Below are 14519 nucleotides of genomic sequence, written 5' to 3' on the forward strand. Positions count from 1 at the left end.
AGCTGTCGGAGCTGTCGGAGCTGTCGGAGCTGTCGGAGCTGTCGGAGCTGTCGGAGCTGTCGGAGCTGTCGGAGCTGTCGGAGCTGTCGGAGCTGTCGGAGCTGTCGGAGCTGTCGGAGCTGTCGGAGCTGTCGGAGCTAAATTTAGCGGGTTCCAACGGAACTGACCATCATTCATTTCACTTATTTTACCAATACCGGGAAATGGTAAATGTGCAAATGCGACAAAAGTTTGCTCTTGAGCAAAACGTTTAAAAATTGCTAAACGAGTTTCACTGGCTTTGACCGGATCGACATCAAAATCGACAGATAATTTGGGTTGTTCAAACTGTAAATGATAGGAATGAACCACATCACCGAGGATGGCAAAACTTTTAGCTTGCGATTTTAAGATAAAAGAATAATGCCCCGGTGTATGTCCAATACTCGGTAGTACTTCTAATCCATTAATCACTGAACCAACGCTAAAAGTCTTAAAACTCCGCATGGTTTGATAAGGTGCAATCGCAGCTTTAATTTTCGCAACAGTTGCTATATAACCTTCACGCTTTTCAGCAGCTAAAGTGTCGACGGTGCTTTCACTTAACCAATACTGACTTTCTTGCTCATTGACGTAGATCGTTGCATTTGGAAATACGGCCTTACCTTGTTTCGCAATGCCACATGCATGATCAGGATGTAAATGGGTTAAGAAAACACTGCGTACACGATTAAGCTTATAGCCGGCCGCTTCAATATTTTGTGCAATAGAACCTAAGTTCGGACCAAAACAACTGGCTGCACCACTATCAACAAGACTGATACCGCCTTGTCCATCATCAATCAGATAGGCATTGACACTGGTTTGTATGCCTTTGCTCTGATCAACTGCAAGCTTTTGGAATAAAGCACTAACTTCTTCTGGAGTTAAATTTTGTTTAAACAAATCAGGACTTAATTCGAGTGTCCCATCTTTTAAAGCGATGACTTTATATGCACCCACTTGGAAAGGATAAAATCCCATGGGCTGTGTCACATTCGATTTGATTTCCGTTTGAATAACTGCCGGCTCTGCACTGACAAACTGGCTGGTTAAAAGTGTTGCTGCAAGCACAGCAAAACTAAAGTTTTTCATTGTTGACCTATATCACTTTTATTATTTCATGCAATGAAGCAAAGGCTTCAAAATTAAAAATTTTAAACGCCTGTATTGTGCCTGAAATTCAGGCAAATTTTAAGTCCAATACTGGATAAACATAGCACTAACTTGATATAGGCTTATGTAAATCATCCTAAACTTTAATGCCCAATAAAATAAAAACTGAATGCAAGAAAACTTTAAGCTTGGCATGCTATATTTTCGCCAGTTTTTAAATCTATACGTCTGTACAGTACTATGAGTGAAATTTCCCCGTTTAAAGGTAAATCTGGACTTAAACGAATTTTAAATGCAACGCAATATTCCCTCGATGGATTCAAAGCTGCTTATCAAAATGAAGCTGCATTTCGACAAATTGTCTGGATGAATATGGTGCTTATTCCCACCAGTTGTTTTCTCGATGTCAGTCGTGCTGAACATGCGCTTATGGTGGTGGTGTGTTTATTTGCCTTGATTGTTGAGTTATTCAATTCTGCCATTGAAGCCGTTGTCGACCGGGTATCTTTAGACAAGCATCCACTTTCTAAAATTGCCAAAGATATGGGAAGTGCAGCTCAATTTGTCGCTTTAGCAATTATTTTTTTTACTTGGTTAATTATCCTTTTGCCTTAAATAAAGGCTGTCTCACTCTATTTGCAGGGTTATGCCCTGCTTTTTTATATCGACACACTTTAATAAATGGATTTAAGAAGATTTTAAAGCCATAAAAAAACCCAGCTTTCGCTGGGCTTTTTTTCGAATCAGTTCAATGCTTAGTGAGCAGCGAATTGGTTCATTGTGTTTTTCGCATCGTCACCCGCTTTAAGCGCGTTGTCACCAGCGAAGATTTCTTTGTGGTCGTCACCGATGTCAGAACCAGCCATTGCTTGGTGTTTAACACAAGAAATCGTACCGCGGATTTCTTTACGTTGAACGCCAGCTACATAAGCAAGCATACCTTGGTCGCCGAAGTAACCTTGAGCAAGCTCGTGAGTAGAAAGAGCAGCTGTATGGTAAGTCGGAAGTGTGATCAAGTGATGGAACACGCCCGCTTCACGAGAAGCATCAGCTTGGAACGTACGAACTTTTTCGTCAGCTTCAGCAGCTAATTCAGAGTTATCGTATTCAGCGCTCATTAGTTTAGCACGGTCGTAAGCAGAAACGTCTTTACCTTCAGCAACCCAACGGTCGTAAGCTTGTTGACGGAAGTTTAAAGTCCAGTTGAATGAAGGCGAGTTGTTATAAACAAGTTTCGCATTTGGAACTGTTTCTTTAACACGGTTAACCATGTGAGCGATTTCTTCAACGTTTGGAGTCGCAGTTTCGATCCAAAGAAGGTCAGCACCATTTTGAAGGCTAGATACACAGTCAAGTACAACGCGGTCGATTTGCGTGTCTGGACGGAACTGGTACAAGCCAGAAGCAAGACGTTTTGGACGGTGAAGTTTACCGTTACGCTTGATTAGGATTTCGTCTTCTTGAGCTTCTGAAATGTCAATTTCAGTTGTGTCTAAGTAGCTGATGTATTGAGAAGCGATGTCGCCTGGCTCTTTAACCACTGGGATTTTTTGAGTCAAGTCAGCGCCTTCAGAGTCAGTACGAGCAACGATGATACCGTCATCAAGACCCATTTCTAAGAATGCATAGCGAAGAGCGTGGATTTTCGCGATGAAGTCTTCGTGTGGAACTGTAACTTTACCAGCTTGATGACCACATTGTTTAGCGTCAGATACTTGGTTTTCGATTTGAAGTGCACAAGCACCCGCTTCGATCATTTTCTTAGCTAGTAAGTAAGTCGCTTCTTCGTTACCGAAACCAGCGTCGATGTCAGCAATAATTGGCACAACGTGAGTTTGGAAACCGTCGATTTGAGCAGTGATTTCAGCAGCTTTAGCAGTATCACCAGCTTCGTTTGCTTTTTTAAGCGCACGGAACAAGTCGTTTAATTCTTTCGCGTCAGCTTGACGTAGGAAAGTGTAGATTTCTTCGATCAATGCAGGTACTGAAGTTTTTTCGTGCATAGATTGGTCAGGAAGTGGACCGAATTCTGAACGAAGAGCTGCAACCATCCAACCTGAAAGGTAGATATAGCGACGTTCAGTTGTACCGAAGTATTTTTTGTTCGCAATCATTTTTTGTTGTGCGATGAAACCGTGCCAGCAACCTAATGATTGAGTGTATTTGCTAGAATCAGCATCATAAGCAGCCATATCACGACGCATAATAGCAGCTGTATATTTCGCAATGTCTAAACCAGTTTTGAAACGGTTTTGCATTTGCATACGTGCAGCATCTTCTGGGCTAATATCGCGCCAAGTGCTTCCGAATTTTGCTTTTAATTCACGGATTGCATCAATCGCTGTTAAGTATGTAGACATGATATGTTCCTGTAATAATATTAGGATTTTTCTGCAACGTAAGGCTAAAATCATACCCTCGAATGATTGTTCAGATTTAGAACACTTCGTTGCGATAGACACAGAGTAGATTGACTAAAAAAATTAATCCAATATTCTGCATTAATTTTCAGTATTTATTTAAAAAATATGTAGATTAAAGTCGTATTATAATAATTAACCAATATTTGTAAGTATTTGTATTTAAATACTTTTATTAATATATTTTGCTAATTTTTTTGTCTATTTTTCAAACATTTTGATGAATTATTCTTCATTAGACTTAAGTCGACTGAGCATTCACTTTTAAAAAAAACAGCATTTTTTACGCCATTTTTGCCCAAACTTACCAAACTAAATGCATGGTTATTCCGTCCTCAAATGATCATGTAAATGAGATATTTCATCTAATTTTTTTGTTTTATGAACATCGCATCACATAAACAAAATTGCTCCGTATTTTTATTATATTTATTTAAAAATATCGTTCTAAACGGGTAATAAGTGTTTAAGAAATATGTGCTGTCGCTTCAGCAAATTTGTCTTAAAACTGCCGAATTTTAGTACAATAGTACACGTCATTTTTTCATCCATTTTTTACACAAGCCTTAGTAGTTATGGCATAATCAGATAAATTTCATGATTTTATTGTCGGTATTTATTTTATGAATCTGGAGCGGGTCGATCTCAATCTATTAATTTATCTTGATGTACTTCTTCGTGAAAAAAATGTGACTCGTGCTGCCGAGCAACTGGGTGTAACTCAGCCCGCGATGAGTAATATTTTACGTCGTCTACGCAACTTATTTAATGATCCACTTCTTATTCGTTCTTCAGAAGGTATGACACCTACAGAACGTGCGCTTGAATTACAGCCACGTATCCGTGATGCACTTTCTGACCTTTCGATGATTTTGGAACCCCGTACCGAGTTCCGCCCTTACACCTCAAATCGTGTCTTCCGCATCATGACTTCAGATTATGCTGAAGCAACACTGGTGCCGCGCCTAGTAAAAGCTTTGCGCTCAGAAGCACCCAATGTGGTTCTCGATTTTTTAACGCCTAGTGATGTGTCTTATCGAGATATGGAACAAGGTAAAGTCGACTTGGCGATTAACCGCTTTAATGAAATTCCGCAAAGTTTCCACCAAGTTTTGGTCTGGCGTGACAGTTTTTCATGCCTTTTAAATGCCAAGCATCCTGCTGCAAATAATTTAAACCTGAAAAGCTATCTGGATGCACAACACATTTGGGTGTCTAAAACAGGTATGGGTGTCGGTTTTGGTGTCAACCCAGAAAAACAAGCGGGTCTAGGTTGGATTGATCAAGCCTTAGAACGTATTGGCCAAAAACGTAAAATTTCAGTTTTCACCCGTCATTATCAAATGCCGGGCTTATTGGCATCGAATGTTGACTTGGTTGCAACTCTGCCAAGCCGCATTGCTCGACTTCAAGCCAAAAGTCAAAACCTGTTACTTCGTGATCCACCATTCTATATTCCTGAATTTGAATTAAAAATGGCTTGGTGTCCATTACTTCATCATCACCCCGCTCATCGCTGGTTACGTCAACTTATCTTGTATGTTGCACGTCAAATGATTGAAGAAGAAAACCGCGAATACTTAATGAATAACTCTCAGTTTTCACAGTATCAGTAATTAATTCTTTAATTCCTTATTAATTCAAACGTATACTGTCACTATATAGGTAGTAGTTAAGACTACTACCTTGCCCATTTTTGTGTTAGAAATACAGAAAAATAGAATGAATCACAAACAGGTGTATTCGTGAGCCTTTTCCAAAATATTGTCATTATTATTCTCCTGATCGTCGGTGCGGGTTTTCTTTCACTAACAGAAATTGCCCTTGCGGGTGCACGAAAAGTAAAACTTAAAATTTTGGCTGAATCTGGAGATTCACGTGCACAACGTGTGCTTGACTTACAAGCCAACTCAGCAGACTTTTTCGCTGCATCGCAAATTGGCTTAAATGCCGTGGCAATTCTTGGCGGTATTTTGGGTGAGGGTGCATTTCGTCCTTATTTCATTAGCTTAGTCACTCGTTTTTATCAGGGCCCGTGGACTGAAACTATCGGTTTCACCCTGTCGTTTACTTTAGTCACATCCTTATTCATTCTATTTGCTGATTTGATGCCAAAACGTTTGGCGATGATCGCACCTGAAAAAATTGCCGTTGCTGTTGTTGACCCGATTCAAATCTTTATTAAAGTGTGTAAGCCAATGGCGTGGGTGATTAATGCCATTGCCAATTTGTTGTTTCGTTTATTCAAAGTGAATACAACACGTGATGACAATATTACCTTTGACGACATTTCAGCCGTGATGGATGCCGGTGCTCAAGCTGGTGTACTACAAAAGCAAGAACACCACTTTATTGAAAACGTATTTGAGCTGGAAGAACGTAACGTCCCTTCAAGTATGACTACACGTGAAAACGTGGTGTACTTTACCCTCAAAGAATCAGAAGCCAGTATTCGTCAAAAACTCGCTGAATTTCCATATTCGAAGTTTTTGGTCTGTAGTGAAAATATTGATGACGTGATTGGCTATGTGGATGCCAAAGATATTTTGGTTCGTATCCTCAACAATCAGTCACTTCTACAGCTCAATGAAAATACTATTCGTAATGTCCTCACGATTCCAGATACATTAACATTGTCTGAATTACTCGATCGCTTTCGTTCAACCAAAGAAAAATTTGCCGTAGTAATTAACGAATACGCGTTGGTTGTCGGCGTTATTACCCTCTCCGACATTATGATTACCGTGATGGGCGACTGGGTAACACCGATTGAAGCAGAACAACAAATTATTAAACGTGATGCAGATTCTTGGCTTATCGATGGCAGTACACCAATCGAAGATTTAAAACATGCACTCGCTTTAGATGAAATGCCCGATGAAGAAAACTATGAAACCCTTGCGGGCTTTATGATGTTTAAACTGCGTAAAATTCCACGTCCAGCGGACTTTGTCACCTATCATGGCTACAAATTTGAAGTTGTGGATGTAGACCACTTTAAAATTGACCAATTATTAGTGACTCGCTTAAAGCCGGCTGAGACTGAACTTGATATACCAGAAGAATCGGATTAATTCGATTCTTCTTTTTTCTAAAACAATAAAATAAAAATACGATGGAATACGAAGATGTCTTTTTCACTTAAAGCTATTTTGACTTGCTTTAGTTTTTATACTGGGGCTTATCTAATCTATTATTTTTTCAAAGCTCATCCACAACCTTTATTTCTATTGCTCGGTGTTGCACTGATCGTCACTGCTTGGTTTTTAACGCCTTATCCTTATGAACGCGGCAGACAACATTTTGACGAAACTATGCGTTTTGGTCTGTTTTTTTATAATCCCTTAATTTTTTGGTTCCGATTTTTTAGTTGGCCGATTCGGACGCTACTGTCTATTTTTGCTTAAGCGCACTTATTGTGATCAAACTGGATCTACACACACTTACAGTTCTCTACAGATGTTGAATATATGTAAACAGACCACTTTTTTTGAATAAAAATTAAAATAAATCGAAAAACTACCCCTCCTTAATACCTTCATTATTAATGACTATTTTTCATCAAAATAGTGATGTATTTCACATTTTCTCACCTTTGTTTTGACTGATGAAATTTCTCTTTATGCTCTGCCCTTGGATTTAAAAACAGCTTTATATTTCAAAGGAATGAACCATGTTAACCGTACTCAGTTTGGGCATGATCTTGTGCTTTATGTATTTGATCATGTCGAAACGCTTAAGCCCACTTGTCGCACTGACTTTAATTCCCCTACTTTTTGCCTTGATTGCGTGGTTACTTGGTTTTTATTTTGACAGCTTGTCACACATACAAATAAATGAAATTGGCGACATGATGATTGAAGGTGTAAAAAAACTTGCACCGACTGGCATCATGCTGCTTTTTGCGATTCTGTATTTTGCCATCATGATTGATACAGGTTTGTTCGACCCTTCGGTGAAATTTATTTTAAAAATGGTCAAAGGTGATCCCTTAAAAGTTGTCCTTGGAACCATTACCCTGACGTTAATTGTCTCTTTGGATGGAGATGGTTCTACAACCTATATGATCTGTGTTGCGGCCATGCTGCCACTCTATAAGCGCTTAGGTATGAGCCCATTGATTATGGCATGTTTGATTATGCTCTCTAGTGGAATTATGAATCTTACACCTTGGGGTGGGCCTACTGCCCGCGCCGCCAGCGCGCTTCATGTCGACCCAAGTGATGTATTTGTTCCGATGATTTTACCGATGTTATTTGCCATCGGCTGGTTGTACTTCTTAGGAACGATGTATGGTCGCATGGAAAGAAAGCGTCTAGGAATTGTCCAATTGGATATCAGCCATGGTGAAAACATTCAAATCTCAGATAATCCAGATGCCAACCGCGCAGATCTACGTTGGTTTAATGCACTGTTAACCGTCGTTCTGATGATTTGTCTGGTTTTTAGTATTTTACCTATGCCTATTTTATTCATGGTGGCTTTGTGTATTGCGCTAGTCGTCAACTACAAAAATGTCGACTTGCAGAAAAAGTTAATCGCACATCATGCAGGTAGTGCTTTAAACGTGGTCGGTATCATTTTTGCTGCAGGTATTTTTACCGGTATTTTAGCCGGAACAGGCATGGTAGAAGCCATGTCCAAAGAACTCGTGGCAATTATCCCTGAAAGTATGGGTCCCTATTTAGCACCGATTACCGCTGTCATTAGTATGCCGATGACTTTCTTTATGTCGAATGATGCTTTCTATTTTGGGGTTTTGCCAATTCTTTCCGATGCTGCCGCTCATTATGGAATTGCACCTGTAGAAATGGCACGTGCCTCCATCGTAGGGCAACCTGTACACCTACTCTCTCCACTTGTCCCTTCGACCTATTTACTCTGTGGACTTGCGGGTATCGAGTTTGGACAACATCAGAAATTTACCATTATCTGGGCTGTAATCACGTGTTTTGTCATGTTAGCAGCAGGTTTGATCTTTGGAATGTTTCCGTTTTATTCGAGCTTAACTTAAAAAGTTAAAGATAAAAAAAGCACCATCAGGTGCTTTTTTTATGCTTAACAATACAGAACTAGCCAGTGCTTTACACTCACAGGTTCATTTGTAGTGGTTAATGCTTTGAAATTAATGCTTCTAGAACTGCTTCATAATGTATGCGAATGTCATCTTCTAAAATTTTATAAACATTGTCGAATTGCACCATTGGCCAGCCTTCTTTCCAAAATGGGAAAATGTTATGCAGGTCATGAGTCACCGTTGCGTCTTCACGTACAATCGCTTGTGCAACTTGCGACAATACTTGTGCAGTTTCAGCACCATCAATCGCTAAATAATCGATACCACGAACTTTCAAAATACGGATACGATCTTTTTTGTAGCGGATTTTTTTACTTTGGCCTTCATTTAAGCCTAAAGCCAAAGTCGCAGCTTCAACAAATTTATCTTCAAATGCTTGATTTAATTTCACCAAAGCTTGTTTATGAGCCTCTTGACGACCAGCTTTTCCCCCGCTACGAATCACTTCATTTGCTTCAGTATTTAAAACATCTGATTTCATCGACTGAAGAATGTCTAGAATTTCGATATCGCTTAATGTTTCAGGAGAGTGATCAGTCATAAACTGCCTATAAAAACTTAATATTCAATAAGTATGTATTTTCGCATAAAAGCAGCGTGAAAACTGCGACCTTCGCTATAGAAATTGCGTTTTCTCTTATAATGTTCAGATATACAACATGATTTAGAAAAAAATTATGTCAAAAATATCGAAATCAACTATATTACTTTCACGCTTTAATACTAACGTCACAATATGGCTCAAAAGAAACAGGCTGCACTTTACCTTCAACAACTGAAACAGCAATATCCAGCAGCCTTTAAACATAATTATTTATTTTATAGCCAACTGAAAACTCAAGGCATTTTAGACGAACTCAAAGAGCTTATTCCTTGGGTTTTGGCGGCGATGATTTTTATTTCTTTGAGCATGAGTATTGGACATGCAGTGCAACTGTATTTTCCAGAAATGAGTGAGTTTCGCGCTCATGGTATTGCTGTACTGAGTATTATGCTGTTTTTCATGCTGGTTGTGCCCTTAGTCATCAAGCAAATCAAGCACAGTTCAATGTCCCTGTATCAAAGTTTGAAAAATACGCCGTTCAGACTTGCGATCGTGATTTTATTACAATTACTCAATATCGCCTTTTTACAAAGCCCCTTCGTTCAATCTGTATTGTTCTTTTTCGCCATGAGTTTCGGCTTTGTGCGTTTTTATAAAGAAAATCTATTCAAAGGTGGAAGTAACACGCAAGAATACTATTTTCTACAAGAGACACGTCGTATTGCTTATTGGTCGTATAAACAAATGCTTAAAGCAAAATTACGTTTGACACTCAGTAATCCAAATCAAGCAAATCATAAACAGTTATCTGAGCGCTTTACCCATTTCCAAAATTTACACATACAAATGCTGCACCAGGAAAATCAGCTGTGTAAAAAGCTAAAGCACCAAAATGTTGAACATTATCTTGATGAGTTAATGAAATAAGTCGGCGTTAATGAAGTGCAATGATCTTTCAATCACTGCTTAAAAAGTCATTCAATGCATCACTAGTTTTGAATATTTTCAACTTATATGCATGAATTGATTGATTTTAAAACAAACACCATCAAATACACTTGCCAAGCTCCATTTCGTCCTCTATTATTGCGCACATGCCCGAGTGGTGAAATCGGTAGACACAGGGGATTTAAAATCCCCCGCCCACAAAGCGTGCCAGTTCGAGTCTGGCCTCGGGCACCATTCTTATACTTCTAAGATTGGTGCAATAAAAGATCCAGCAATTTGCTGGTTTTTTTATGCCTAAAATTTAAAAACTTATTATTATTCAATGCCAATACCTTCAGATTTTGATCTCCCTGCACTACAACTTAAGCATCCCGATGCTTTTTATCAACGGTTGCTGTTTGCGCATTTTAAAATCATCAATCTAACGCCCACTGCACCTATTTTAATCTTTAGCTTTTGCCTGATACTTTTTATCTCACTTGGCAGCGCAGCACTTGGGCATATACTTTCAACGGCACTTTCAATTCACGCCCCAAAAATGGCGTTCAATCTTGGTGTATTGATTATTCTTCCTTTAATCTATTGCTATGTCTGGTATGCACATTATCAAGCACGTTTTAGCAGTAAGTTTGCAGTTCAACGTCTGCAAATACAGCTGTATCTCCTTGGGGGATTCACACTTCTCCTTACTATAAACTTTAAGTATCTACAAACAGATGTATTAAACCTCATCAGTCTCTGTGGACTTTTTTTTCAGTCTGTTTTTATGTGTATTTACTGAATTATTTTATAAACCTGAAAGCAGCGCCATTGAAAGAGTAAAACTACAAAAGCTTCGCCAACTGGCATTTTGGTCTTATCAACAATCTTTAAAACAAAAAGAACATCAATCGTATTTCTACGCCCTACACTTACAAGCCATGCAAGAAGAACAGAAACTATCAGCATCGATCAAATCATCGTTTAAAGATTTTATAGACAAAGCTAAATAATTTTTTAAATCCCTAGACACAAAAAAGCCCTGTCACTACAGGGCTTTTTTAAAGTTTAATTACCATTCTCGGTTAGCAACCAACTCTTCCATTTCAATATCCATATAGCCTTCATCTTGCAGCACCATCATCATGGCTTCTGCAATATAATCTGCAGCCGTATCATCCAAAGACGAATCTAAATCTTCAAATTGAGGTTTCATCTTATTGAGCTGTGCAACCGTTTCATTGGCAAAATGGTAGATATCAGTTGAACTTAGATCTGCTTTTGCAATTTTCTTCGCAAATTGAACAACCAATAACTTCACCTCTGCAACCAACACATCTGGGTAATATTCATCATCAAACATGGGTAGCAGTAAATCTGCAAACATACGAAACTCTATCACAAAACATTCAGGGCGCTTATATAACACAAATACTACAATTCACCAAATTTATTGGGATTCAGTATTATCAAATCACACCGCGTTCTGCATGGCTTGCCAAACACGTATCGCATCTATCGTCGCTTTGACGTCATGTGCGCGAACCATACATGCACCTTGTTGAATGCTGAGTAGATGCGCTGCAACCGAGCCTACAGCGCGATTTTGTGCATCTGCACCGCCAAGTGCTTCACCGATAAAACGCTTACGAGATAATGCCGACAGGATCGGATAGCCCATGTCATTCAATTGATAGAATTGCTGTAAAAGCTTTAAGTTTTGCTGCGCATTTTTAGCAAAACCAAAACCCGGATCAATCATAATGTTTTCTGCACGCACACCTGCATCTAATGCATCTTGCACACGTTGCTTTAATTCATCAATGACATCAGCCACAACATCTTGATACTGATCTAGATTATTCATCGTGGTGGGTTCGCCGCGCATATGCATAATGATCACTGGAATATTCAGTTTTGCAGCTGTTTCTAAGGCATTCGGCCGAGTTAATGCACGTACATCATTCCAGATATGCGCACCAGCCTGAACCGCTGCCTCAATCACCTCAGGTTGTGAGGTATCGATAGAAATCACCACATTGTGTTTGGATAAGGCTTCAACGACGGGTACGACTCGTCGAATTTCTTCTTCAACCTCAACAACAGATGCGCCTGGACGTGTTGACTCACCACCGACATCAATCACTGTCGCGCCATCCACTATCATTTGTAAGGTATGTGCTATAGCTTGGTCTTTACCATTATGTTTGCCACCATCACTAAAAGAGTCCGGTGTGACATTTAAAATCCCCATCACATGTGGCTCTGACAAATCTAATTGCAAATTACCACAGTTTAAAATTTTATTAGGCAAAGACACCAACTTCATAGTACACATCCCAGATTTTGCTGCGCTTATTTTAACGCTAAGTTTGCTCAGCATTTCGTTCACATGCATTTATTTTCATATAAAAAAACCACCCGAAGGTGGTTTTAAAATTTTATGCTTTTGGCAATGACGGTAATGGTGGTGGAACATCTGGACCATCCGTTGGTGTGACATCAATCACTGGATTTTCAGCGATGTACACTTTTGGTGGTTGAGGTTCACGTCCTTCCATAATGTCACGGATTTGATCACGATCAATGGTTTCCCATTCAAGCAATGCTTTCACCATGGCATGTGCGATATCTTTGTTATTTTCAAGAATATCGCGAGCAACTTTATATTGTTCATCTAAAATACGGCGAACTTCACGGTCAACTTCAAGCTGAGTTGCTTCAGAAATCACACGACTTCCTAAACCACCCATGAATGACTGCTGTGAATCATCTTCGTAAACCATGACGCCCATTTTATCGGACATACCGTATTTAGTAACCATTGCACGTGCCATTTTCGTTGCACGTTCAAAGTCATTTGAAGCACCAGTCGACATTTGGTTAATGAAGACTTCTTCTGCAATACGACCACCAAACAAAATTGAAAGTTCATTCAACATTTTGTCTTTGTAATGGCTGGTTTGGTCATGTTCAGGCAACTGCCAAGTCACACCAAGTGCCCAACCACGCGGCATAATTGTCACTTTATGCACAGGGTCTGTACCCGGCAAGATTTCAGCAACAATCGCATGACCTGCTTCATGATAAGCCGTCGCACGACGTTCTTCTTCGCGAATCACCATCGATTTACGTTCAGGACCCATGTAAAGCTTATCTTTTGCATCTTCAAAGTCATGCATATCGACCGTATTCTTGTTACGACGTGCAGCAAACAGTGCCGCTTCGTTTACAAGGTTAGCCAACTGTGCACCCGAGAAGCCCGGTGTACCACGTGCTAAGACTTTGACATCTACACCAGTCACAGAAGGTAATTTTTTCAAATGTACATTCAGGATTTGCTCACGACCTTTAATATCAGGTAGAGACACCATCACTTGACGGTCAAAACGACCTGGACGAAGTAAAGCTTTATCCAATACGTCAGCACGGTTTGTTGCAGCAATGACGATAATACCTTCGTTGCCTTCAAAACCATCCATTTCAACCAACATTTGGTTTAATGTTTGCTCACGCTCATCATTACCACCACCTGTACCTGAACCACGGTGACGACCAACGGCATCGATCTCATCGATGAAAATGATACATGGTGCATGACGCTTTGCTTGTTCAAACATGTCACGGACACGAGACGCACCCACACCCACGAACATTTCAACAAAGTCAGAACCCGAAATACTAAAGAACGGTACTTTCGCTTCACCCGCAATCGCTTTAGCAAGTAAAGTTTTACCTGTACCCGGAGGACCAACCATGAGCACGCCTTTCGGAATGCTTGCACCAAGTCGTTTGAACTTAGATGGATCTTTTAGGAAGTCAACGATTTCAACAACTTCTTGTTTAGCTTCATCACAGCCCGCAACATCAGTAAATGTCACTTTGATTTGGTCTTCAGACAGCATTTTTGCTTTTGACTTACCAAAACTCATTGGGCCATTCTTACCACCAGCTCCACCACCCATGTTGCGCATAAAGAACATGAATAACAGAATGATTAAAAGAACAGGGAAACTTGCAATCAGAAGTTGCATCAAAATACTTTGACGCTGTGGCGCTGTACCTTCAACAACAACATTGTTCTTGATTAGGTTCGGCATAAGTTCAGGATCTTGAACCGCAGGACGGATACTTTCAAACTCAGAACCGTTTGATTTTTCGCCACGAATTCTTTCGCCATCAATGGTGACTTGTTTAATCTGACCCGCATTTACGGCTGCCACGAACTCAGAATAGTTCATCGCGGTCGGTTGATTGCGGTCACTGACGTTGCTGAAGATTAAAACCAGCACGCCTAGGATAACCAGCCACAACACGGCATTCTTAAAAAGATCGCTCAAAGCTTTATTCCCATTTCTATCTAATTCGTTCAATCCCATTTACATGGGTGACTCTAATACTTACGCTGCAGAGTAGC

General features: G+C 39.8%; 11 protein-coding genes, 1 tRNA gene and 2 pseudogenes. 7 read left to right on the plus strand and 7 right to left on the minus strand.

The window, feature by feature from the left end; all coding sequences use genetic code 11:
* Both FTU16_RS16455 and FTU16_RS00130 read right to left on the minus strand, forming a co-directional pair.
* A pseudogene (locus FTU16_RS16455) lies at positions 1-138 on the minus strand (hypothetical protein); the annotation flags it as partial.
* Positions 139-222: 84 nt separating this feature from the next.
* Positions 223-1113: pseudogene (locus tag FTU16_RS00130) on the minus strand (MBL fold metallo-hydrolase); the annotation flags it as partial.
* A 261-nt stretch (positions 1114-1374) separates the two neighbouring features.
* Here FTU16_RS00130 and FTU16_RS00135 point away from each other — a divergent pair.
* The gene (locus tag FTU16_RS00135; protein ID WP_078191329.1) at positions 1375-1749 is read left to right on the plus strand and encodes a diacylglycerol kinase; all 375 of its coding nucleotides are present in this window, start codon (positions 1375-1377) and stop codon (positions 1747-1749) included.
* Positions 1750-1889: 140 nt separating this feature from the next.
* On the opposite strand, the gene FTU16_RS00140 is transcribed toward FTU16_RS00135, so the two are convergent.
* Positions 1890-3494, minus strand: coding sequence for an isocitrate lyase (locus FTU16_RS00140; RefSeq protein WP_168378085.1), 1605 nt, complete (start codon positions 3492-3494; stop codon positions 1890-1892).
* Positions 3495-4177: 683 nt separating this feature from the next.
* Between FTU16_RS00140 and FTU16_RS00145 the strand changes: the two genes are divergently transcribed.
* The 3 genes from FTU16_RS00145 (at position 4178) to FTU16_RS00155 (ending at position 8568) form a co-directional block, all read left to right on the plus strand.
* On the plus strand, positions 4178-5170 hold the full coding sequence (locus FTU16_RS00145; RefSeq protein WP_078191331.1) for a LysR family transcriptional regulator: 993 nt from the start codon (positions 4178-4180) through the stop codon (positions 5168-5170).
* Positions 5171-5299: 129 nt separating this feature from the next.
* Positions 5300-6628 carry a hemolysin family protein gene (locus tag FTU16_RS00150; protein ID WP_180055751.1) on the plus strand — a complete coding sequence of 443 codons (1329 nt, stop codon included), beginning with the start codon at positions 5300-5302 and terminating at the stop codon, positions 6626-6628.
* A 599-nt stretch (positions 6629-7227) separates the two neighbouring features.
* Positions 7228-8568: a CitMHS family transporter gene (locus FTU16_RS00155; RefSeq protein ID WP_180162442.1), complete on the plus strand. Its 1341-nt coding sequence runs from the start codon at positions 7228-7230 to the stop codon at positions 8566-8568.
* A 97-nt stretch (positions 8569-8665) separates the two neighbouring features.
* On the opposite strand, the gene FTU16_RS00160 is transcribed toward FTU16_RS00155, so the two are convergent.
* Entirely contained in the window at positions 8666-9172 is a 507-nt protein-coding gene (locus tag FTU16_RS00160) for a hypothetical protein (RefSeq protein ID WP_180055753.1), read from the minus strand.
* A 195-nt stretch (positions 9173-9367) separates the two neighbouring features.
* On the opposite strand from FTU16_RS00160, the gene FTU16_RS00165 reads away from it, so the two are divergent.
* The 3 genes from FTU16_RS00165 to FTU16_RS00175 all read left to right on the plus strand — a co-directional run bounded on the left by FTU16_RS00165 (position 9368) and on the right by FTU16_RS00175 (position 11115).
* A complete protein-coding gene (locus tag FTU16_RS00165) occupies positions 9368-10102 on the plus strand; it encodes a hypothetical protein (protein WP_180162443.1) in 735 nt (244 codons plus the stop codon).
* Positions 10103-10271: 169 nt separating this feature from the next.
* Positions 10272-10357: transfer RNA gene (locus tag FTU16_RS00170), tRNA-Leu, on the plus strand.
* A 506-nt stretch (positions 10358-10863) separates the two neighbouring features.
* Positions 10864-11115, plus strand: coding sequence for a hypothetical protein (locus FTU16_RS00175; RefSeq protein WP_180162444.1), 252 nt, complete (start codon positions 10864-10866; stop codon positions 11113-11115).
* A 59-nt stretch (positions 11116-11174) separates the two neighbouring features.
* Here FTU16_RS00175 and FTU16_RS00180 read toward each other — a convergent pair whose 3' ends face one another.
* The 3 genes from FTU16_RS00180 to ftsH form a co-directional block, all read right to left on the minus strand.
* Complete coding sequence (locus FTU16_RS00180; RefSeq protein WP_180109489.1) at positions 11175-11489, minus strand: DUF5713 family protein; 315 nt, start codon at positions 11487-11489, stop codon at positions 11175-11177.
* An 87-nt stretch (positions 11490-11576) separates the two neighbouring features.
* A complete protein-coding gene (folP, locus tag FTU16_RS00185) occupies positions 11577-12431 on the minus strand; it encodes a dihydropteroate synthase (protein ID WP_218955597.1) in 855 nt (284 codons plus the stop codon).
* A 112-nt stretch (positions 12432-12543) separates the two neighbouring features.
* Positions 12544-14442, minus strand: coding sequence for an ATP-dependent zinc metalloprotease FtsH (ftsH, locus tag FTU16_RS00190; RefSeq protein ID WP_078191443.1), 1899 nt, complete (start codon positions 14440-14442; stop codon positions 12544-12546).
* Positions 14443-14519: the final 77 nt, after the last annotated feature.

Source organism: Acinetobacter sp. YH12069 (genome assembly GCF_013419675.1).
Classification (GTDB): domain Bacteria; phylum Pseudomonadota; class Gammaproteobacteria; order Pseudomonadales; family Moraxellaceae; genus Acinetobacter; species Acinetobacter amyesii.